Here is a 19,987-nt window from a genome sequence, read left to right as displayed (position 1 = left end):
GGCAAGGTCGATCGCCGCACGCGGTGATTGCGAAGCTTAGCTTGAGGTGGGCGCCAGCCGGCGTCGTCTTAAGGTTATGCGGATCGGCTTCCTCTTCAATCACGACCAGGTCCACCAGGTGGCGCACAGCCTGCCGATCGCCGTGGCCCTGGCGCGCGGCCGGCCGGATCTGGACATCGTGGTGGCCACCACCAATCCGCGCCTGAGCGCCGAGGTGATACGGCTCTCCGAAGGCATGATTGGCAAGGGCCTGTCCCTGGTCCAGCTTGGCCTGAAGCCGGGCGCCTCGAAGAGCCTGGCGGGTGTTCTGGAAGCGCTGATCCCCGCCACCAAGCTGCTGATCTATCGCGATAACCTCGACTTCTTCCGATCGCTCGACATCCTCGTGGTCGCCGAGAAGACCTCGTTGATCCTCAAGACCCGCTACGGCTTGACCGACCTGAAGATCGTCCACACCCGCCATGGCGCCGGCGATCGCGCGATCGGGTTCGACAAGGCCAGCGCGGGTTTCGACCACGTGCTGGTCTCGGGCCCCAAGATCCGCGAGCGCCTGATCAGCGAGGCGGGCGTGAAGCCCGAGACGATCTCGGTCGTCGGCTACCCCAAGTTCGACCTGGCCCCGCCGCGCCCGAACCTGCCGTTCGTCGACGATCAGCGTCCGGTGGTGCTGTACAATCCCCATGTCTCGCCGCACCTGTCGTCCTGGTACGATGAGGGCCGCGCGGTGCTGGACTGGTTCGTCGAGCATGACGAATATCAGCTGATCTTCGCGCCGCACGTGATGCTGTTCGAACGCCCCTTCGTGGTCACGATCGACAAGCTGCGCGTCGACCGCGCCGGCCATATCGACGAAAAATACCTGCGGGCCGCCAATATCCACATCGACCTGGGCAGCCGAGCCTCGACGACCATGACCTACACCCAGCGAGCGGATATCTACCTGGGCGACGTCAGCAGCCAGATCTACGAGTTCCTGCTGCATCCCCGCCCCTGCGTGTTCCTGAACAACCACGGATTCGACTGGCGCGGCGACGCCAATTTCGAGCACTGGCGCGCCGGCCCCGTCATCACCCGCGCCGCCGAGCTGGGCCCGGCCCTGGCCGCCGCCCAGGCGGACCACGCCGCCATCTGGCGTCCCGTGCAGCAAGCGCTGTTCGACCGCAGCTTCGACCTGACCGACGAGCCGTCCTCCTTGCGAGCGGCCCGCGCCCTGGCCCTGTTCGCGGGGCTCGACTGGACCGAAGCCCCCGCCCAGCCCGCGATCGCCGCCGTCGGCTAACGGCATGCGGATCGCCTATGTGATCAATTCGCTAGAGGGCGGCGGCGCGGCCGCGCCCGTCCCGGCCGTCACCCGCGTGCTGCGCGACCAGGGCGCCGAGGTCGAGGTCTTCGCCCTGCTCCGGCGCGACGGAAGGGCCCTGGCGGCGATGGAGGCCGACGGCCTGACGGTTCATATCCGCGAGGGCGCGGAGAAGGATCACCTCGCCGCCTTCGCCTGGCTGGACCGCAGCCTCGCGATGTTCAAGCCGGATCTGATCTGGACCTCGCTGACCCGGGCGACGCTTCTCGGACAGCTGGTCGGCCTGCGTCGGCGGCTGCCGGTGGTCAGCTGGCAGCACGCCGCCTTCCTGAAGCCCGCCAACAAGGTCCTGCTGCGCGCCACCCAGGGTCTCAGCCAGCTGTGGATCGGCGACTCCGACAATGTCACCCGCCTGACCGCCGAGCGCCTGGGGGTTCCGCCCGAGCGGTTGACGACCTGGCCTCTGTTCGCCGCCGGGGGCGAGGCGCCGGTCGCCAAACCCTGGACGCCGGGCCAGACCGTCGAGCTAGGCTCGCTGGGCCGGCTGCATCCGGTGAAGGGCTACGATGTCCTGATCGAGGCCCTGGCGCGACTGAAGGCGTCCGGCTTCGTCCCGCCGGCGCCATTCCGCGTGCGGATCGCCGGCGACGGCGCCCAGCGCGAGGCGCTGCTGGCCCAGATCGCATCGGCCGGGCTGGACACTGTCGAACTGATTGGCTTTCAGGCGCGGCCGCGGGCGTTCCTGGCCGATCTGCACGCCTATGCGCAGCCCTCCCGCTCGGAAGGCCTGTGCATCGCCGCCCACGAGGCCATGGAGGCTGGCCTGCCGGTCGTCGTCTCGGCGGTGGGGGAAATGCCGTTCACGGTGCTGGACCGGCGCACGGGCTACGTGGTCGCGCCCAACGACGCCGAAGCCCTGGCGGGCGCTCTGCGCGCGCTGCTGGCCGCCCCGGAAGAACTCGCGCGCCTGGGCCAGGCGTCCCGAGCGCGGGTGCTGCAGCGCTTCGGCGCCGACGCCTTCGCCCGCGCCGGGACGGAGATCTACGCGCGCTTGCCGGTCAGCCGCGCCCATCGCCAAGCCGACTAGGCCATGGTCTCCGGCGCGTAGGCGGCGAGGTTCTCGGGGTCCCAATGTTCCAGGATCCGCCCCAGATTGACCTGGATCCAGTCGGCTAGGCCCCGCACGCGTTCGGCGACCTCCAGGCCCAGGGGCGTCAGGCTGTACTCGACATGCGGCGGCACGACCTCGAAGGCCTGTCGGCGCACGAAGCCGTCGCCCTCGAGCAGCTTCAGCGTCTGGGCCAGCATGCGCTCGCTGACCCCGCCGATCTGCCGCTTGAGCTGGCTGAAGCGCAGGGTGCGGGTCTCCAGCGCCATCAACACCAGGACGCCCCAGCGGCTGGTGACGTGGTTGAGCACCTCGCGCGACGGGCAAGCGGCGGCCATCACGTCCGCGCGCAAGGCACCGTCCGTGACCATTTCGGAGAGCGGCCGGCGCGGCCCGGCCTTGGAGCGATCATCCTGTTCCATACTTACCTTCATGTACGTACTTACGAAAAGTAAGCAAGAGCCCTAGATGACGCGGGTCCGCTGAAAAGGAGCAGGAACATGACGATCATCGCCGTCACTGGAGCCACCGGCCAACTGGGCCGTCTGGTCATCGAGCAGTTGAAGGCCCGCGTGACGGCCAGCCAGGCCGTCGTGGCCCTGGTCCGGGATCCGGCGAAGGCGGTCGATCTGGGCGTGGAGGTCCGCACGGCCGACTACGACCAGCCCGCGACCCTGGCCGAGGCGCTGAAGGGCGTCGATGTCCTGCTGCTGATCTCCAGCAGCGAGGTCGGCCAGCGCGTCCCGCAGCATCGCAAAGTGATCGAGGCCGCCAAGGCCGCGGGGGTCGAGCGGATCGTCTACACCAGCGTGCTGCGCGCGGACTCCTCGCCGCTGGCGCTGAGCCAGGACCACCTGGCCACCGAGATCATGCTCGAGGAATCGGGCCTGTCGCACACCCTGCTGCGCAATGGCTGGTATCTTGAGAACTACGCCGGCGCGATCGGCGGGGCGCTGCACACGGGCGCCTTCGTCGGCGCGGCGGGCGATGGCCGCATCTCGGCCGCCGCGCGCGCCGACTACGCCGAGGCGGCCGCCATCGCCCTGACCGACGACGCTCACGCGGGGAAGGTTTACGAGCTGGCCGGCGACGACAGCTTCAGCCTCGCCGAGCTGGCCGCCGAGGTCTCGCGCCAGACCGGCCGGCCCCTGCCCTACAACGACCTGCCCGAAGGCGACTACGCCAAGATCCTGGAAGGCCTGGGTCTGCCCGCCCCGGTCGCGGCCATCATCGCCCAGGCGGACGCCGGCGCCGCGCGCGGCGGGCTGTTCGACGACAGCCGCCAGCTGTCGGCCCTGATCGGCCATCCGACCACGCCGCTGTCGGCCTTCGTCGCCGGCGTCGTGAGGCCTCACTAGACGCGAACCCACGCGACCGCCGACGAAGTCTGTGGGCGGTCGTGGTTTTCCGCTCGCCAGGGCGCGGCCGGTTTGCGATGGGCTGACGATGAAATTCGTCGGCTACTACCGCGTGCCGCCCGCGCCGGGGGTGTTCTTCAGTCCCGCTCAGGAAGAGCGTTTGCTGCTGCTGGGCTGCGAGCAGGTGTTCAGCGATCGCTGCCTGGCCTCGGGCGTGGTGCGGCCGGGGCTGGAGCGGGCCATGGCGGCGCTGGAGCCCGGCGGCGTCCTGGCCGCCCCCAGCCTTCACGCCCTGGGCGGCGACCTGGTGGCGGTGATGGACGCGGTGCTGAAGCTGCGCGCCCGCGACCTGCACCTGGTCGTCCAGCAGCCCGAGATCGACACCCGCGCGGATTCCGGCTTTTTCGACGCCTGCCAGGCGCTGACCGCCTTCAACGGTGAGCGCGCCATGATCCGCCGGGCCGAAACCGCCCTGGTCGCCAAGGGCGCCAAGGCGGGCGGCCTGAAGGGGCTGAAGGCGGCGCCCCCGGTCGAGGCCGAGGACGCCGAAGACGACGACTAGACCTTCAGGCGATAGCCGGTGCGGAAGATCCACCACACCGCCGTCAGGCAGACGGCGAGGAACACCGCCGTCATGCCCAGGCTGATCCCGACGCCGACATCCGACTGGCCGTAGAAGGCCCAGCGGAAGCCGCTGATCAGATAGACCACCGGGTTGAACAGGGTGATCTTCTGCCAGATCGGCGGCAGCATCTTGATCGAGTAGAAACTGCCGCCCAGGAAGGTCAGGGGCGTGACGATCAAAAGCGGCACGATCTGCAGCTTCTGGAAATCGTCGGCCCAGACCCCGATGATGAAGCCGAACAGGCTGAAGGTCATCGAGGTCAGGACCAGGAACAGCAGCATCACGAACGGGTGGGCGATCTCGAACGGCACGAAGATCCGCGCCGTGGCCAGGATCAGCAGGCCCAGGCAGATCGACTTGGTCGCCGCCGCCCCGACATAGCCCGCCACCGCCTCGAACCAGGCGACCGGCGCCGACAGCAGCTCGTAGATCGTGCCGGCCCACTTGGGCATGTAGATGCCGAACGAGGCGTTGGAGATGCTCTCGCTGAGCAGCGACAGCATGATCAGGCCCGGGACGATGAAGGCGCCGTAGCTGACGCCGTCGATGGCCTGCATGCGCGAGCCGATCGCCGAGCCGAACACCACGAAATAGAGACTGGTCGACAGCACCGGCGAGATGACGCTCTGGGCCAGGGTGCGGAACCACCGCGCCATCTCGAACTTGTAGATGGCCTTGATCGCGAACAGGTTCATTGCGGGGCCCTCACCAGGCTGACGAAGATGTCTTCCAGCGAGCTCTGGTCGGTCTTCAGGTCCTTGAACTCGACGCCCTGCTCGGCCAGGCGCTTGAGGAGGTCGGCGATGCCGGTGTCCTCGGCCTGGGCGTCGAAGGTGTAGACGAGGTCGGCCCCGTCATTGGCGAGCGTCAGGTGCGGGTCGGCTAGGGCCGCCGGCAGAGCCGTCAGCGGCTCCTTCAAATGCACGGTCAGCTGCTTCTTGCCGAGTTTCCGCATGAGGACGGTCTTGTCCTCGACCAGGATGATCTCGCCCTTGTTGATCACCCCGATCCGGTCGGCCATCTCCTCGGCCTCCTCGATGTAGTGGGTGGTCAGGATGATGGTGACGCCGCTTTCGCGCAGCTTGCGGACCATTTCCCACATGTCGCGGCGCAGCTCGACGTCGACGCCGGCGGTGGGCTCGTCCAGGAACAGGATGGTCGGCTCGTGGCTCAGCGCCTTGGCGATCATCACGCGGCGTTTCATGCCGCCCGACAGCGCCATGATCTTGCTGTCCTTCTTGTCCCACAAGGAGAGGTCGCGAAGGATCTTCTCGATCAGGGCGTCGTTGCGCGGCTTGCCGAACAGGCCGCGCGAGAAGCTGACCGTGGCCCAGACCGTCTCGAAGGCGTCGGTGTGCAGCTCCTGCGGCACCAGGCCGATCTTGGTGCGCGCGGCGCGATAGTCGCCCACTACGTCGTGACCGTCGGCGGTCACCGTCCCCTGGCTGGGGTTGACGATGCCGCAGATGATGCTGATCAGCGTGGTCTTGCCCGCGCCGTTCGGCCCCAAGAGGGCGAAGATCTCGCCCCTGCGGATATCGAGATCGATCGTCTTCAGCGCCTGATGGCCAGACGCATAGGTCTTGTTCAGACCCTTTACCGAGATGATGGAGGTCACGCCGTCTCCCTATGAGCGTGAAGCGGATGCGACTGAACGGTCGCTCGCGGCACAAATGGTGCGGCGACGCGCCGATAACAGGGGGGAGCGCCGCCTTTTGTCAGCAATGCGCTCAGTGAATGACGGGACGGACCTTCAGCACGGCGCCATCGACGCCGGTGACCACCACCGTCTGGTCGAGCTGGGGCGCCGGCTCGTCGGATTCGGCGGCCCAGTCCTTGCCGTCGACGAACACCCGGCCACGCCCCTGATCGAACGTCGCCATCGCCTGGCCATGCTGGCCGACGAGGCGTTGCAACGGATCATTGAGGTCGGGACTGGTGGGCTCCAACACCGGACGCAGGAAACGCCTGGCGAGATAGGTCGAGGCGATGGTCAGCACGGCGAAGATGCCGGCTTCGATCACCAGACCGGGGCGCAGCGCCTCGGCCAGCAGGCCGACGACGAAGGCGCTGGCGGCCGGCCACAGCAGCCAGCCGGTGCCCGTCGCCACCTCGATCGCCAGGAACAGCGCCGCCAGGGCCAGCCAGGGCCAGAACGGATGCGACGCATAGAGGCTTTCGACAGCGCCCATGATCCTAGGCTCCGCGCTTGCCGCCGGTCGGCGTGCTGGTGGTCGTCGAGGTCGAGCGCGGCGTCGCGGTCGGACGCGGCGCATCGGCGCCCAGGCTCTTGATCAGCTCGCCGACGCCCGCGACGGTCCCGGTCAGGCCCGCGAAGTCGGCCGGCACGATCACGGTCTTCTGCTGCGGGCTGCGCGCCAGCTCGCCGAAGGCTTCGACGTACTTCTGGGCGATGAAGTAGTTGATCGCGTTGACGTCGCCCTTCGAGATCGCCTCCGACACGAAGGCCGTCGCCTTGGCCTCGGCCTCGGCTTCACGTTCGCGCGCCTCGGCGTCGCGGAAGGCGGCCTCGCGGCGGCCCTCGGCCTGCAGGATGGCCGACTGCTTCTGGCCCTCGGCGCGGGCGATCTGGGACTGCTTCTCGCCTTCCGCCTCGGTGATCACCGCGCGCTTCTCGCGCTCGGCCTTCATCTGGCGGGCCATGGCGTTGGTGATGTCCGGCGGCGGAGTCAGGTCCTTGATCTCGATCCGCGCGACCTTGACGCCCCAAGGGCCGGTGGCGTGGTCGATGGTCGAGAGCAGGCGGGTGTTGATCGCGTCGCGCTGGCTGAGGACCTCGTCCAGCTCCATCGAGCCGACCACCGTGCGCAGGTTGGTCTGGGCCAGCTGGGTGATCGCGTAGATCAGGTTGTCGACGCGATAGGCGGCCGCGGCCGCGTCCATGACCTGGATGAAGACGATCGCGTCGACCTTCACCGACACGTTGTCCTTGGTGATGACCTCCTGCTGCGGGACGTCCAGCACCTGTTCCATCATGTTGACCTTGCGCCCGATCGTCTCGACGAACGGGGTCAGGATGCTGATGCCAGGCTTCAGGGTCCGGGTGTAGCGGCCGAACCGCTCCACGGTGAATTCGCGCCCCTGGGGCACGATCTTGATGACGCTGGCGACCAGGACGAAGGCCAGGACCAGCAGGATCAGAACAACTATAGAGACGCCCAAGACGCCCTCCTCCACAACCTTGCGGTTGAGGTTAGCGCGCCGTCTCGCCCTCCGCCACGGAATCCGGCGCCGGGGGCTCACGTCGAACCTGGATCGTCGATTGCGAGAGTTTCAGCGCCAAGGCCTGGCCGCGCCGGGCGGCTTGCGCTTCGGCATTGTGGCTGGCCTCGTCGCAGGCGGGATATTGCCCGCGCTTGGCGACAAAGCCGGCGTTGAAGCGCTCGCGCAGCTGGGTCTCCGGGGTTGGCCCCGGGCGCTCGACCTGGACGAGACGCATCATCCGCGCCCGCCAGTACTGGTCGCCCTCGCCTTCGCAGGCCTGCCGCAGCGCGTGGCTCTCGCCCAGCGCATAGGCCAGCTCCAGCAAGCGCTGACGCTGGTCGGCCGGACGATCCTGCGCCATGGCGCCGCCGACGAGCGCGGCCACGAGGATCCCTGAAAGCAGCGAACGGAACATGCCGCCGGTTATCGCCAATCAAAGGCCGCCTTGTCACCCGACCACGGACAAATCTTCGCCGCCTTGGGGATAAAGAGTCCACCGGTGTCAAAAAAGCGTTGGCGATAAAGGACTTGCGATAATCGTTAATCGGGGGTTCCCTGTGGATACTGCAAGGAGGTCTACCCATGACTGAGGTGCATTACGGCGTTGTCCGCGTTGGAGACCACTGGTCGATCATCGGCGACTACCTGCGTTTCGGCGCTTACGAGACGCGTGACGCGGCCCGGGCCGCGGCGCTTCGACTGGCCGAACACCCTGCTGGCCTGGGCCTTCCGGTCGTCATGCACGAGCAGGAAGACGACTGGGTCCTGCCCCACCCCAGGACCCTCAGCTAGGGCGTCTTTGGAGAGCTTCGGAAACTAAGCCGTGAGCTGTGCGCTTAAGCACGGTCACGGAGGTTTCCATGTCAGTTGCCGCCCGTCTTTCTCGGGGAGCCGCCGGGAGCGAAGACGCCCCGCCCTTCTCCGCCAACCGTCTGCTGGCCGCCCTGCGACCGGAGGCGTTGGAAGCCCTGTCGCCCTATCTGATCCTGGTCGACCTGCCACAGGACGAGGTCCTGTTCGACGCCGGCGAGGACGTCGAGCACACCTATCTGCCCTGCGGCCCGACCCAGGCCTCGCTGCTGGTCGTCACCTCGGACGGCCAGGAGATCGAGGCCGCCAGCATCGGCCATGAAGGCGCGATCGGCGGCATGGTCAGCGCCGGCTTCAAGCCCGCCTATGGCCGCGCCGTGGTGCGCGTGCCGGGTCACGCCTTCTGCGTTCCCACCGCGCGGCTGGAAGAGGTCAAGAGCCGCTCGGCGGTCGTGGCGGACCTGTTCGACCGATACGCTGACGTCTTCATCGCCCAGATGATGCAGGTGACCGCCTGCAACGCCCTGCACCCGATCGAGCAGCGCGCCTGCCGCTGGCTGCTGTTCGCCCATGACCGCTCGGGCGACGAGCCGATCCGCCTGACCCAGGAGACCCTGGCCCAGATGCTGGGCGTTCAGCGCACGACGATTAGCGCGGTCGCGCGGGCGCTGCAGGACTCCGGGCTGATCCATATCGGTCGCGGTCGCGTGGAGGTGCTGGACCGACCCGGCCTGGAGAAGCGCGCCTGCGAGTGCCACGACGCGGTCGAAGCGCACTTCCGCAGGATCCTGCCAAAGGTCGCGGACTAGAAATCCTCCCCCGCTAGGGCGAGGATTGTCAGACGCGATACGCGGCGGCCCGGTCCATCGCCGCCTCGGCCTCGGCCATCAGTCGGCGGACGATATCGCCGGCCGGCGGCGCGTCATGGATCCCGCCGGCGCTCTGGCCCATGGCGAAGCAGGACTTGTCGGGATCCAGACCGTCGATCTGGCCGCCAATGCCGCCCATCGCGCCGTTGCGGATCGAGACCATGGCCTGGTGTGGGAAGGGCTGGATGTCGGCGGGCCGCGCCTCCCAGTCCTCGACGTAAGCGTTCTTCTTCACCCGCATCGGCTTGCCCGAGTAGCAGCGAGTGCGGACGGTGTCCTCGTCGGACGCCGCGATCACGGCCTGGCGATAGAGGTCGCCGGCGTGCGCCTCGGCCGAGGCGATGAAGCGCGTGCCCATCCAAACGCCTTGCGCGCCCAGCGCCAGGGCCGCCGCCAGGCCCCGTCCATCATACAGGCCGCCCGCCGCCACGACCGGGATCCGCACGGCCTCGACCGCCTGGGCGACCAGCGGCAGCGTGCCGACGAGGCCCGTATGCCCGCCGCCCTCGCCGCCCTGGCAGATCACCGCGTCGCAGCCGGCGTCCTGCGCCTTCACCGCGTGCTTCACCGCACCGCAGACGACCATCACCTTGAGACCGGCCGCCTTCAGCCGCGCGATGATGGGCAACGGCACGCCCAGGCCCGCGATGAAGGAACTGGCGCCTTCTTCGATGATCACCTCGACACTGGCGGTCAAAGCGTCCGGAGTCGCCGCCAGCAGATCGACGCCGAACGGCTTGTCGGTCAGGGCGCGGACCTCGCGCATCTGGTCGCGGATGAAGTCCGGCGACGTGCCGGCCATGCCCAGCACGCCGTAGCCGCCGGCGTTAGACACGGCCGCCGCCAAGGGCGCGTAGGAGACGCCGCCCATGCCGGCCAGCAGGATCGGGTGTTCGATATCCAGAAGATCGCAGAGCGGCGTATGCAAGCCCATGCCCGTTCCTCCCTCGTTTTCCGGAAGGATCAGGGCGGGACCGCCGCCTCACAAGCCTGCCGCGAGGGCAGGGCCGCTAGTCTCGCTTGACCAGCGCGGTCTCGACGTCGGTGTCGTGCGTCCAGAAGCACGCCATCATGCCGGTGAAGGCCAGGGCCAGCATCATCAGGAAGCCGCGCGGCGGCGCCAGGCTGACAACGTCTTGTGGCGTCATCGTTTTCTCGTTTCCTCGTCGGCGCCCAAATCTGATGTCCAGGCTGCCAGAGGGGAAGCTTCTCACCGCCGCGCGGATTCCACAAGACCCTGTTTTCAATAGGGTTTCACTGGACTGAAGAGTCCAAGAAACGATCGCTTAGAAGATCGAGTATCCGCCGTCGATGACGATGGTGGTCCCGGAGTGGTAGCTCGAAGCGTCCGAGGCCAGATAGACGGCCATGCCGCCGAAGTCTTCCGGCTCGCCCCAGCGGCGGGCGGGGACACGCGGAATGACCTTCTCGGCGAAGGCGCTGTTGCCCTGCGCCCCGGCGGTCATGTCGGTGGCGATCCAGCCGGGCAGGATGGCGTTGGCGCGGACGCCGTAGCGGGCATGCTCGACGGCCACGGACTTGATCATCGAGATCACCGCGCCCTTGGTGGCGGCGTAGGCCTCGTTGCGCGCCGCGCCCTCGATCGCGGCCAGCGAGGCGATCCCGACCAGCGAGCCGCCCGGATCCCCGGCCTTGGCCCGCTCAACCATGTGGCGGCAGGCCTCGCGCAGGGTGAAGAAGACGCCATCCAGGTTCACCGACAGCACCTTGCGATAGACCTCGGTCTTCATCTCGACGAATGAGGGCGAGCCGTAGCCGATGCCGGCGTTGGCGAAGACGGCGTCGACCCGGCCCATGGCGGCGACGGCCTCCTCCATGCCCTCGGCGACCTGGCTTTCGTCGGCGACGTCCACCGTCTGGGCCTTCACCCGCACGCCCAGCCGGGTGAGTTCCTGCTCGGCGGCCTGGTTGCGCTCGGGATTGGAGCCCCAGATGACGATGTCGGCGCCGGCCTGGGCCATCGCCTTGGCCATGCCAAGGCCAATGCCGCGATTGCCGCCGGTGACCAGGGCCACCTTGCCCGACAGATTGAACGGCGCGTAGGCCATGGCGATCCTCCCCTTGTTATCTTGAACGCTTGTTTGAAGGGGAGGCGATCAGGCCTCGAAGGTCAAGACCCCCAGAAGTGGAAGGTCCGCCAGCCGTCGCCAATCGCCGTCCGCGGCACGCCGAGCAGGTCGGTGACCGTCAGGGCCGACTTGAAGATCAGGTCGCTGACGCCAGGGACGAAGAAGATCAGGGCGAACAGCAGCAGGACGCCGACCCGCTCGATCTTGATCATTCTCGCCCGGACGCCATCGGGCAGGAACGGCCGGATGACGCCGTAGCCGTCCAGGCCCGGGACCGGCAGCAGGTTCAGCACGAAGGCCGTCGCCTGCAGGAAGGCCAGCAGCGCCAGGGCGTGGCGAAGCGGCGGCGACGCGACGAACGGCAGGGCGGCGGCGATCACGATCAGCACGACCAGCGTCCCTAGAGGCCCCGCCAGCGAGGCCAGGGACCGCCAGCCGCGCGAGCGCATCAGGTCCTCGCGCAGATAAACCGCCCCGCCCGGAAAGCCGATGCCGCCCAGGGCCAGGGCGATCAGCGGAATGACGACCGTCGTGGCGAGGTCCGAGTACTTCAACGGATCGAGGGTCAGGTAGCCCTTCTCGACGATGGTCGTGTCGCCGGCCTTGTAAGCCGTCAGGGCGTGGCCGAATTCGTGGATTCCAACACTGAACACCCAGGCCGCGGCGACGAAGGCGAAGGTGATGATCCCAACGCGCGGAACCTGGGCGGCGACGGCCCAGCCCAGGCCGATACAGGCGGCGAGCAGGATCAGGGCGTTGGGGCTGATGGAGAAGCGGGGCGCGGGGGCGTCGATGAGGCTCATGCTGAAGATGTCGGGGGAATGAAGCGCTGACGCAAGCGCCCCCTCCGTCACGATGCGTTCCGCATCGCGCCACCTCCCCCGCTTTGCGGGTGAGGAGAGGGAGGAGCGTCATCCTCCCTCGTGAAACGGGGGAGGTGGATCGGCGCGCAGCGCCGAGACGGAGGGGGCGCTAAAGCGCAAACCGCTCATACGCCTCGGCGATCACCCGACGGGTCTCGTCCCACTCCACCAGGGCCATCGCCTCGTCCCGCGAGACGAACCGCGCGTCGGCCGCGTCATCGCCAGCCGCCGGCTCGCCGCCGGTCCAGCGGGCGGCGTAGTCGATCAGCACGTAGTGCCGGGTGATCTCGCCGCCGGGCCGCGCCGGAAACACCCCGTCGATCACGTCGATCAGCCCGAGCAGCTCGGCGTCGACGCCGGTCTCTTCCTTCAGCTCCCGCAGCGCGGCGACGGCCGTGGTCTCGCCCCATTCCAGCCGCCCGCCGGGCAGGCTCCATTGATGGAGACGCGGCGGCGTCCCGCGCTTGATCAGCAGCACCTGGTCGCCGCGCAGGCAGACCACGCCGACGGTTGGCACGGGATGCGGGCTCACGGGAAGCCGACCTTCAGGTCGATGCTGGACTTCACGCCGATGCAGGTCCCGCAGTCTGTCAGCCAGGCGTCGGCGGCGGTCCGCCCTCGCTCCTTCAGGTCGGACAGGAAACTCCACTCGGTGTTGAACTTGGTCGACAGCGACAGGTCCGCCAGCGGCTTGTCGGCGGTGATGGCGTGGACCAGCATCTTGCGGTAGCGGCCGCGCGCATTGTCCTTCAGCAGCCCCTCGTCCAGCAGCTTCTGCACGAAGCCGATGGCCCGCAGCTCCGAGGCCAATGACGCGTTGAAGGTGATCTCGTTCAGCCGGTCCATGATCTCGCCCGGCGTCTTGGGCGTTTCCTCGCGGACGAACGGATTGAGGCTGACGATCAGGATGTCGTCGGGCGTGTCCTCGTAGAACAGCGGCCACAACGGCGGATTGGCCAGGAAGCCGCCGTCCCAATAGGGCTCGCCGTCGATCTCGACCGCCTGGAACAGCTGCGGCAGGCAGGCGCTGGCCATGATGTGGCGCGCCGTCAGCTCGGTCTCGCGGAAGATCCGCGCCTTGCTGGTGTGGATCGCGGTGGCCGAGATGTAGAGCTTGACCGGCGAGCGCTCGCGCAGCTGCTCGAACTTGACCTCGGCCTCCAGCACGTCGTGCAGGGGGTTCAGGTTGAACGGGTTGAACTCGTAGGGGCTGAACGACAGCGCCAGGGTCTCGGCCATCCGCCAGCCGGGGGTGTTCTTCCACCAGTCGACGCCGCCGGAAAAGGCGCTGGTCCAGATCGAGGTGTCGCCGAAGACATTGCGGCCGCCGGCGCGGTTCACTTGCCGCCAGAACGACTCAAGCCGCGCCTTGGCCCCGGCCTTGCCGTCGTCGAGCATCCCCTGGGCCAGGCAGACGGCGTTCATGGCGCCGGCCGAGGCCGCTGTGACGGCCTGGATCTCCAGGTCCTCTTCCTCGAGCAGGCGATCCAGCACGCCCCATTCGAACGCGCCGTGCGCGCCGCCGCCCTGCAGCGCCAAACTCAGGGCGCGGCCGGTCGGCTTCTTACGCGTGAAGGGCGGGATGGGCACCCGCCGAGCCTATTGCGCGACCCAGCCGCCGTCGACCTGGAAAGCGGCGCCGTTGGCCGAAGCGCCGGCGTCCGACACCAGGTACAGCAGCATGCCCGAAAGCTGTTCGAAGGTGACGAACTGCTTGGTCGGCTGGGCGGCCAGGATCACGTCCTTCATCACCGCCTCTTCCGAAATGCCGCGCGCCTTGGCTTGGTCGGCGATCTGGGCCTCGACCAGAGGCGTCTTTACGAAACCCGGGCAGATGGCGTTGCAGGTGATGCCGTGAGTGGCGACCTCGAGGGCGACAGTCTTGGTCAGGCCCATGATCCCGTGCTTGGCCGCGACATAGGCCGACTTGAACGGCGAGGCGACCAGGGCGTGGGCCGAGGCGATGTTGACGATCCGCCCGCGCCCCTGCTCCTTCATGATCGGCACCGCCGCCTTGGTGGCGTGAAAGGCCGAGGACAGGTTGATCGCGATGATCAGGTCCCACTTGTCGTCCGGGAAGTCCTCGATCGGCGCGACATGCTGGACGCCGGCGTTGTTCACGAGGATGTCCAGCTCGCCGAACTCGGCCTTGGCGGCCTTGACCATGTCGGCGATCTCGATCGGCTTGGTCATGTCGGCGCCGTGATACAGCACCTCGACGCCGTGCTTCTCGGCCATTTCCGAGCGGGCGCGCTCGATGGCGTTCATTTCGCCCAGGCCGTTCATGACGATGTTGCAGCCCTGGGCCGCGAGCGCGTCGGCCAGGGCGTGTCCGATGCCGCTGGTCGAGCCGGTGACGATGGCGACCTGCCCCTGCAAACCGAAATCGACGGCCATTCGCGCGCTCCTGGATGACGCCCTAACGATGCTGCAGCGCAGCATATAGCTCGCCTCAGCGAAGGGCGAGCGGTTATAAATTCATCGATAGATGAATTTAAGGCTGCGGGCGAGCGAAAACCCAGTCGGCGCCCGTCGAGAGCGACGGCTGGAAGCGATAGCCGTCCAGGTCAAAGCCTTTCAGGCCCTCGACGCGGTCGATGCGGTTGTCGATCACGTAGCGCGCCATGCGCCCGCGCGCTTTCTTGGCGAAGAAGCCCAGCACGCGCAGCTCGCCGTGCTTCTCTTCCTTGAAGTGGCAGGTCACGACCGGCAGCTTCAGGGCCTTGGCGTCCACGGCGCCGAAATATTCCTGGCTGGCCAGGTTCACCAGCGTCGGGTCGGCGTGGCCGGCGGCGGCCGCGTTCAGGGTCTGCGAGATCGTCTCGCCCCAGTAGTCGTAGAGGTTATGGCCGCGCTTGGTCTTCAGCCGCGTGCCCATCTCCAGGCGATAGGGCTGCAGGGCGTCGAACGGGCGCAGCACGCCATAGAGACCCGACAGGATCCGCAGATGGTCCTGAGCCCACTCCAGCGAGGCCCGGTCCAGCTCGCGCGCGGCCAGCCCGGCATAGACGTCGCCGTTGAAAGCGATGATCGCCTGCAGACCGTCTTCCAGCTCGGAATCGAAGGCCTGGAACCGTTCGCGGTTCAGCTTGGCCAGGGCGTCGGAGATGTGCATCAGGCGCTTCAGGTCGGCGGCGGTCAGCTTGCGCGTGACCTTGGCCAGCTCGGCGATCTGGGCTTTCAGCTCAGGCGTCGTCATGGGCAGCGCCTGGGCGGGCGCGGTGAAGTCCAGCGACTTGGCGGGCGAGATGACCATCAGCATGGCCGGGGAGATAAAGCCTTCGACCGGGCTTCGCTAGCGGCGCCGCGCGACTATTCCCCCGCGTCGACCCGCGCGCGCATGTCGGCATAGGCCGCGATGAGCAAATCGCGCAGCGCCGCCTCGTTCGTAGGCGATCCCCAGCGCAGCTTCACGTGCCGCATTCGCTTTCCGCCGCCTTCGAGCAAGCGGGCCGGATCCGGCAGAGACGCGCCTTCGTAGAAGCCGATGCTGGCGTGGGCGCTGAAGGCGTCGACATAGGCGAAGGCCGCGTCCTCGACACAGGCCGTCGGATGGCCGTCGTGCAGCAGCTCCCGGACATCCGGACCCAGGCCGCGCATGACGTCGAACCAGGGCCGCACGACGACACGCATCGGATCGCGCCCCGCCAACCAGGCCTCGACCTCGGGATGCTGCGTCATCGCGCTGGAGAACCTGAACAGGCTGCTCATGCGGACAGATTGATCCAGTCCGGGCGCGTGTCGAGTCTCGACCTTGGCCCTTGGCGCGGCTATCCAACCCCCATGCAGACCCTAGGCCTCGCCGCCGCCCTCGCCTGGCCCATCCCAATGTTCGTCGCGCTGTTCTTCGTCCTGCGCGACCGGGGCCTGAAGTTCCGCCCTGTCTGGGCGGTGATGTGCTTCGTCGGCGTCGGGGCGTTCTGGATGGAGCAGACGACCGGCCGGTGGGGCTTCATCCCGTGGGCGATCAACCTGCTGCCAGGCTCGCAGCCGGGCTTCTACAGGGCCACGATCCCGGCCGGCGCCTTCGCGGTGATGGCCGTGCTGTTCCTGCGCGCCCGCAAGCGCGCCGCTAGAACAGCACCCGAGGGTTCATGATCCGCTTGGGGTCCAGCGCCTGGCGGATCGCCCGCAAGGCGGCGACCTCGATCGGGTCCTTGTAGGTCAGGGCCTCGGCCGTCTTCATCGCGCCCAGGCCGTGTTCGGCGCTGATCGAGCCTGCGAACCCGGCGGCGATGTCGTGGACGATCTTGGCGCCGGCCTCGCGCTGGACGTCATGGGCGTCGTCATCCGCGCCCACGGGCTTGAGCACATCGTAGTGGACATTGCCGTCGCCGACGTGGCCGAAGGCGATGATGCGCGTTCCGGGGAAGGCCTGCTCGATCGCCGCATCGGCGCGGGCGATGAAGTCTGGGATCTTCGAGACCGGCACGGACACGTCGTGCTTCCACACCGCCCCTTCGGGCTTCTGGCCGGCGGAGTGGCCCTCGCGGATGTGCCAGAAGGCCTTCATCTGCGTCTCGGTTTGGGCGACGGCGGCGTCGGCGATCAGGCCGCGCTCCAGAGCGCCGGTCAGCAGTCGCTCCAGCGCCGCCTCGGCCGCGCCCGGCTCGCCGCTGGCGATCTCGATCAGCACGTACCAGGGGTGCTCGGTCGGCAGCGGATCGCGCAGGCCCGGCACGTTGCGGATGGTCAAGGCAAAGCCCAGCAGACCCATCAGCTCGAACGCCTCGACCGAGCCGCCCGTCTCTTCCTTGGCGCGGGCAAGAAGCTGGATGGCGTCGGCCGGCGAGCCCAGGCCGACGATCGCCACGGCCCGCGAGGCCAGCGGCGCTTGAATCTTCAGCGACGCGGCGGTGACGATCCCCAGCGTGCCCTCGGCGCCGATCAACAGCTGCTTGAGGTCATAGCCGGTGTTGTCCTTGCGCAGGCGCTTGAGGCCATTCCAGACCTCGCCATTGGGCAGCACCGCCTCGAGGCCCAGCACCTGCTCGCGCATCATGCCGTAGCGAAGCACGGCCGTGCCGCCGGCGTTGGTCGAGATCAAGCCGCCGACCGTGCACGAGCCCTCGGACGCGACGCCAACCGTGAAGCGTCGGCCGACCTTGGCGGCCTGCTGATGAGCTTCGTAGAGCGTGACGCCGGCCTCCAGCACCATGGCGTCGTCGATCGGATCGACGTCGCGAACGGCGGTCAGCTTGCGGGTCGACAGCAGGATCTCGCCGTGCGGAATCTGGCCGGCGACGAGGCCGGTGTTGCCGCCCTGGGGGGTGATCGCCACGCCCTCGGCCGCGCAGATCCCGACCACGGCGGCGACCTCGGCGGTGTTGCGCGGCGTGACCAGCAGCGGCGTCTCGCCCTTCCAGCGGCCGCGCCACTCGACCAGCATCGGCGCGATCACGTCCGGATCCTGGCTCCAGCCGCCCTCGCCGAGCACGGCCTTGAGGCGGGAGACGACATCGGCGGGAACGGGCTTGGTCATGGTCGCTACCTTACGCTCGAAAGGTCAGCCGATGAAGCCGGCGGCGCGGCGCAGCCGGTCGTTGATCGCCTCGCCCAGCCCCTCTTCCGGGATGGGGGCGACGGCGATGGCCGAGGGGTGGGTGCGGTCGGCGGCGCGGAGATACGAGAACAGGTTCGCCGCGGCTTCGGCGAGGTCGCCCGTGGGGCTGAGGTTGAACACCCCCTCCCCGCTGGCGCCGCCGCCGAAGGCCAGGAACGCCTCGCCGGGCTTGGGCGCCTTGGCGTTGATCCGCACCGGGGCGTCGGGGGCGTAGTGCAACGCCAAGCGCCCGGGCGAGCGCTTGGCGTCGTCGTCGGCCTCGGCCAGGGGGCCGACGATTTGTTGCAACTGGACGCGGGTCACCGCGCCGGGACGCAGCAGGCGCGCCTGGCCGTCCAGCACCGAGACGACCGTCGACTCCAGGCCGACCGCGCACGGACCGCCGTCCAGCGTCGCGGCCGCCTTGTCGCCGGTCTCGGACACGGCGTCGGCATAGGTGGTGGGGCTGGGTCGGCCGGAGCGGTTGGCCGAGGGCGCGACGACCGCGCCGCCGAACGTCGCCAGCACGGCGCGGGAGAGCGGATGGCGCGGCACCCGGATCGCAACCGTGTCGAGGCCCGCGCGGGCCAGGTCGCAGACGGCCGAGGCGTCCTTGATCGGCGCGACGATGGTCAGCGGTCCGGGCCAGAACTCGCGGGCCAGGTCGCGGGCGCGCTGGTCGAAGTCGGCGATCCGTTCGGCGGTCTCCAGATCGGCGACGTGGGCGATCAACGGGTTGAAGCGCGGCCGGCCCTTGGCCTCGAAGATCGCGGCCACGGCGGCCGGATTGGCCGCGTCGGCGCCCAGGCCATAGACGGTCTCGGTCGGCAGGATGACCAGCCAGCCCGCGCGCAGGGCGCTGGCGGCCGCCTCTATTTCCGCTTGGCGGTCAGCGAGAAGCTGACCTTCACCTTGGCCGCGATCTGATCCGTAGACGCCCATTCGCCCTGTCCAACCCCGAACGTGGTCCGGTCGAGGGTGGTTACACCGCGCGCGGTCGCCGTGTCGCCGACGATCTTCAGGGAAAACGGCAGGCTGAGCGGCTTTTTCACGCCCCGCAGGTCCAGGGTTCCGTCGGCGACGTACTGGCCCTCGCCCGTCTTGCGGAACTTCGTCGCCGTGAAGGTCGCCTTCGGATGCTCGGCGGTGTCGAAGAAATCGCCGCTGGGCAGGCTCTGGTCGCGCTGGTCGTCGCCGGTCACGGCCGAGCCCATGTCGACGCCGACAGTCAGCTTCGAACGGTCCAGCGCCTCGGGCGAGAACAGGATGTCGGCGGTCCAGCGGTTGAAGCGGCCCTCGACCGGCGAGCCGGACCAGGTCGCCGAGAAGGTCAGGCTGGCGCCCTTCTGGACGGCCCAGGCGACGGGGTCCTTGAGGGCGGACGGCGCTTCGGCGGCGGCGGCTTCGGGCTTGGCGGCGTCGGCGGTCGGAGCGACCGGCTCTGTCGGCGCGGGGGTCGCGGGCTCGGCCGGAGCGGCCGCATCGGCGGGCGGCGGCGGGGCGACCGGCTTGGCGGCCTTCACCGTCGGGGTGAACAGGTAGGCGGCGGCGACCACGGCGGCGAGGCCGGCGGCGGCCAGCCAGGCGCGCGGCTCCTTCAGGCCGGGCTTGGAACCCGGGGCCATGTTCTGGAACACCTCGTCCTTGTCGAGGACCTGGTGCTTGGCGACGGCGCCGAGGTGCAGGAGCAGCAGCAGATAGGTCAGCTTGACCAGCACGCCGTGGCCGATCTCGCCGACCTCATTCCAGACGTGCTTGGGCCCGGCGGCCAGTTCGGGCAGGCCCGGCAGGTGCGGCCAGGGGACGACGCCCCACCACAGGGTCGGCACGACGACGCGGCTGGTCGAGACCAGGATCCAGCCGGTCAGCGGCAGGCCGATCATGATCACGTAGAAGCCGACGTGGACGATCTTGGAGGCCAGTTGCTCCCAGCGCGGCTGATGCGCGGGCGGCGGCGGGGCGGGATTGAAGATCCGCCAGGCCAGACGCGCCAGGCTGAGCAGCAGGATCGTGAAGCCGATCGACTTGTGCAGCTGGAACAGGGCGAAGGTGGTCGGCGAGCCCTTGGGCCCATCGCCCATGCGCCAGCCGATGATGATCTGGAAGATGATGGCCGCCGCGATCAGCCAGTGCAGGACAATCGCCACCGTTGTGTAGCGGGTGCGGGTCGCGGCCATCGGTAACTCCAGGCAGATAG

Annotated in this window: 24 protein-coding genes and 1 pseudogene; 7 read left to right on the top strand and 18 right to left on the bottom strand. The window is 68.6% G+C overall.

Going from position 1 to position 19,987, the window contains the following annotated elements:
• Positions 1 to 76: 76 nt before the first annotated feature.
• Positions 77 to 1,279, top strand: a complete 1,203-nt coding sequence (locus CSW60_RS13125) for a hypothetical protein (RefSeq protein ID WP_099537807.1) — start codon at positions 77 to 79, stop codon at positions 1,277 to 1,279.
• Positions 1,280 to 1,283: 4 nt separating this feature from the next.
• A complete protein-coding gene (locus CSW60_RS13120; RefSeq protein ID WP_099537806.1) occupies positions 1,284 to 2,387 on the top strand; it encodes a glycosyltransferase family 4 protein in 1,104 nt (367 codons plus the stop codon).
• On the opposite strand, the gene CSW60_RS13115 is transcribed toward CSW60_RS13120, so the two are convergent.
• Complete coding sequence (locus CSW60_RS13115) at positions 2,384 to 2,830, bottom strand: helix-turn-helix domain-containing protein (RefSeq protein WP_099537805.1); 447 nt, start codon at positions 2,828 to 2,830, stop codon at positions 2,384 to 2,386. The two genes, CSW60_RS13120 and CSW60_RS13115, sit on opposite strands and share 4 nt — an antisense overlap.
• A gap of 78 nt (positions 2,831 to 2,908) precedes the next feature.
• Here CSW60_RS13115 and CSW60_RS13110 point away from each other — a divergent pair, with 78 nt between their 5' ends.
• Both CSW60_RS13110 and CSW60_RS13105 read left to right on the top strand, forming a co-directional pair.
• Entirely contained in the window at positions 2,909 to 3,766 is an 858-nt protein-coding gene (locus CSW60_RS13110) for an SDR family oxidoreductase (protein ID WP_099537804.1), read from the top strand.
• Positions 3,767 to 3,854: 88 nt separating this feature from the next.
• Positions 3,855 to 4,328, top strand: coding sequence for a recombinase family protein (locus CSW60_RS13105; RefSeq protein ID WP_099537803.1), 474 nt, complete (start codon positions 3,855 to 3,857; stop codon positions 4,326 to 4,328).
• Here the strand turns inward: CSW60_RS13105 and CSW60_RS13100 are convergent.
• The 5 genes from CSW60_RS13100 to CSW60_RS13080 all read right to left on the bottom strand — a co-directional run bounded on the left by CSW60_RS13100 (position 4,325) and on the right by CSW60_RS13080 (position 8,031).
• Positions 4,325 to 5,086, bottom strand: coding sequence for an ABC transporter permease (locus tag CSW60_RS13100; protein ID WP_099537802.1), 762 nt, complete (start codon positions 5,084 to 5,086; stop codon positions 4,325 to 4,327). The genes CSW60_RS13105 and CSW60_RS13100 overlap by 4 nt on opposite strands.
• Positions 5,083 to 6,009: an ABC transporter ATP-binding protein gene (locus tag CSW60_RS13095; protein ID WP_099537801.1), complete on the bottom strand. Its 927-nt coding sequence runs from the start codon at positions 6,007 to 6,009 to the stop codon at positions 5,083 to 5,085. The genes CSW60_RS13100 and CSW60_RS13095 overlap by 4 nt, the downstream gene beginning before the upstream one ends.
• Before the next feature lie 112 nt (positions 6,010 to 6,121).
• Positions 6,122 to 6,583, bottom strand: coding sequence for an NfeD family protein (locus tag CSW60_RS13090; protein ID WP_099537800.1), 462 nt, complete (start codon positions 6,581 to 6,583; stop codon positions 6,122 to 6,124).
• Between the two features lie 4 nt (positions 6,584 to 6,587).
• Positions 6,588 to 7,574 carry an SPFH domain-containing protein gene (locus CSW60_RS13085; RefSeq protein ID WP_201723056.1) on the bottom strand — a complete coding sequence of 329 codons (987 nt, stop codon included), beginning with the start codon at positions 7,572 to 7,574 and terminating at the stop codon, positions 6,588 to 6,590.
• Between the two features lie 31 nt (positions 7,575 to 7,605).
• Entirely contained in the window at positions 7,606 to 8,031 is a 426-nt protein-coding gene (locus CSW60_RS13080; RefSeq protein WP_099537799.1) for a TIGR02301 family protein, read from the bottom strand.
• Between the two features lie 167 nt (positions 8,032 to 8,198).
• Here CSW60_RS13080 and CSW60_RS13075 point away from each other — a divergent pair, with 167 nt between their 5' ends.
• Both CSW60_RS13075 and CSW60_RS13070 read left to right on the top strand, forming a co-directional pair.
• Positions 8,199 to 8,408 (top strand): hypothetical protein, encoded by a 210-nt coding sequence (locus tag CSW60_RS13075; RefSeq protein WP_066684114.1) that lies wholly within the window; start codon positions 8,199 to 8,201, stop codon positions 8,406 to 8,408.
• A gap of 68 nt (positions 8,409 to 8,476) precedes the next feature.
• The gene (locus tag CSW60_RS13070; protein ID WP_099537798.1) at positions 8,477 to 9,235 is read left to right on the top strand and encodes a Crp/Fnr family transcriptional regulator; all 759 of its coding nucleotides are present in this window, start codon (positions 8,477 to 8,479) and stop codon (positions 9,233 to 9,235) included.
• A 28-nt stretch (positions 9,236 to 9,263) separates the two neighbouring features.
• Here CSW60_RS13070 and CSW60_RS13065 read toward each other — a convergent pair whose 3' ends face one another.
• From CSW60_RS13065 to CSW60_RS13025, 9 genes and pseudogenes are all read right to left on the bottom strand, one after another.
• Complete coding sequence (locus CSW60_RS13065) at positions 9,264 to 10,229, bottom strand: nitronate monooxygenase family protein (protein ID WP_099537797.1); 966 nt, start codon at positions 10,227 to 10,229, stop codon at positions 9,264 to 9,266.
• A gap of 76 nt (positions 10,230 to 10,305) precedes the next feature.
• Positions 10,306 to 10,493 (bottom strand): annotated as a pseudogene (locus CSW60_RS13060) (hypothetical protein).
• 88 nt (positions 10,494 to 10,581) lie between these two features.
• Positions 10,582 to 11,364, bottom strand: a complete 783-nt coding sequence (locus tag CSW60_RS13055; RefSeq protein WP_099537796.1) for an SDR family NAD(P)-dependent oxidoreductase — start codon at positions 11,362 to 11,364, stop codon at positions 10,582 to 10,584.
• Positions 11,365 to 11,426: 62 nt separating this feature from the next.
• Positions 11,427 to 12,188 (bottom strand): site-2 protease family protein, encoded by a 762-nt coding sequence (locus CSW60_RS13050; RefSeq protein ID WP_099537795.1) that lies wholly within the window; start codon positions 12,186 to 12,188, stop codon positions 11,427 to 11,429.
• 169 nt (positions 12,189 to 12,357) lie between these two features.
• On the bottom strand, positions 12,358 to 12,780 hold the full coding sequence (locus tag CSW60_RS13045) for an NUDIX hydrolase (RefSeq protein WP_099537794.1): 423 nt from the start codon (positions 12,778 to 12,780) through the stop codon (positions 12,358 to 12,360).
• On the bottom strand, positions 12,777 to 13,838 hold the full coding sequence (locus tag CSW60_RS13040; RefSeq protein WP_099537793.1) for a patatin-like phospholipase family protein: 1,062 nt from the start codon (positions 13,836 to 13,838) through the stop codon (positions 12,777 to 12,779). Before CSW60_RS13040 ends, CSW60_RS13045 begins: the two co-directional genes overlap by 4 nt.
• Before the next feature lie 9 nt (positions 13,839 to 13,847).
• Positions 13,848 to 14,645, bottom strand: a complete 798-nt coding sequence (locus tag CSW60_RS13035; protein WP_099537792.1) for a 3-hydroxybutyrate dehydrogenase — start codon at positions 14,643 to 14,645, stop codon at positions 13,848 to 13,850.
• A 97-nt stretch (positions 14,646 to 14,742) separates the two neighbouring features.
• Positions 14,743 to 15,510, bottom strand: a complete 768-nt coding sequence (gene yaaA, locus CSW60_RS13030) for a peroxide stress protein YaaA (RefSeq protein ID WP_099537791.1) — start codon at positions 15,508 to 15,510, stop codon at positions 14,743 to 14,745.
• Between the two features lie 50 nt (positions 15,511 to 15,560).
• On the bottom strand, positions 15,561 to 15,959 hold the full coding sequence (locus CSW60_RS13025; RefSeq protein ID WP_236634278.1) for a DUF1801 domain-containing protein: 399 nt from the start codon (positions 15,957 to 15,959) through the stop codon (positions 15,561 to 15,563).
• A gap of 72 nt (positions 15,960 to 16,031) precedes the next feature.
• Between CSW60_RS13025 and CSW60_RS13020 the strand changes: the two genes are divergently transcribed.
• A complete protein-coding gene (locus CSW60_RS13020) occupies positions 16,032 to 16,346 on the top strand; it encodes a hypothetical protein (protein WP_099537790.1) in 315 nt (104 codons plus the stop codon).
• On the opposite strand, the gene CSW60_RS13015 is transcribed toward CSW60_RS13020, so the two are convergent.
• Genes CSW60_RS13015 through CSW60_RS13005 form a run of 3 tightly spaced genes read right to left on the bottom strand, consistent with a single transcriptional unit; the run spans position 16,321 to position 19,967 of the window.
• Complete coding sequence (locus CSW60_RS13015) at positions 16,321 to 17,730, bottom strand: FAD-binding oxidoreductase (protein WP_099537789.1); 1,410 nt, start codon at positions 17,728 to 17,730, stop codon at positions 16,321 to 16,323. The two genes, CSW60_RS13020 and CSW60_RS13015, sit on opposite strands and share 26 nt — an antisense overlap.
• 24 nt (positions 17,731 to 17,754) lie before the next feature.
• Positions 17,755 to 18,732: an L-threonylcarbamoyladenylate synthase gene (locus CSW60_RS13010; protein WP_099537788.1), complete on the bottom strand. Its 978-nt coding sequence runs from the start codon at positions 18,730 to 18,732 to the stop codon at positions 17,755 to 17,757.
• On the bottom strand, positions 18,663 to 19,967 hold the full coding sequence (locus CSW60_RS13005) for a cytochrome b/b6 domain-containing protein (RefSeq protein WP_099537787.1): 1,305 nt from the start codon (positions 19,965 to 19,967) through the stop codon (positions 18,663 to 18,665). The genes CSW60_RS13010 and CSW60_RS13005 overlap by 70 nt, the downstream gene beginning before the upstream one ends.
• Positions 19,968 to 19,987: the final 20 nt, after the last annotated feature.

The organism is Caulobacter sp. X (assembly GCF_002742635.1).
Lineage (GTDB): Bacteria > Pseudomonadota > Alphaproteobacteria > Caulobacterales > Caulobacteraceae > Caulobacter.
Note: the sequence above shows the minus strand (reverse complement) of the source record. Positions and strands in the feature narration are given on the sequence as shown.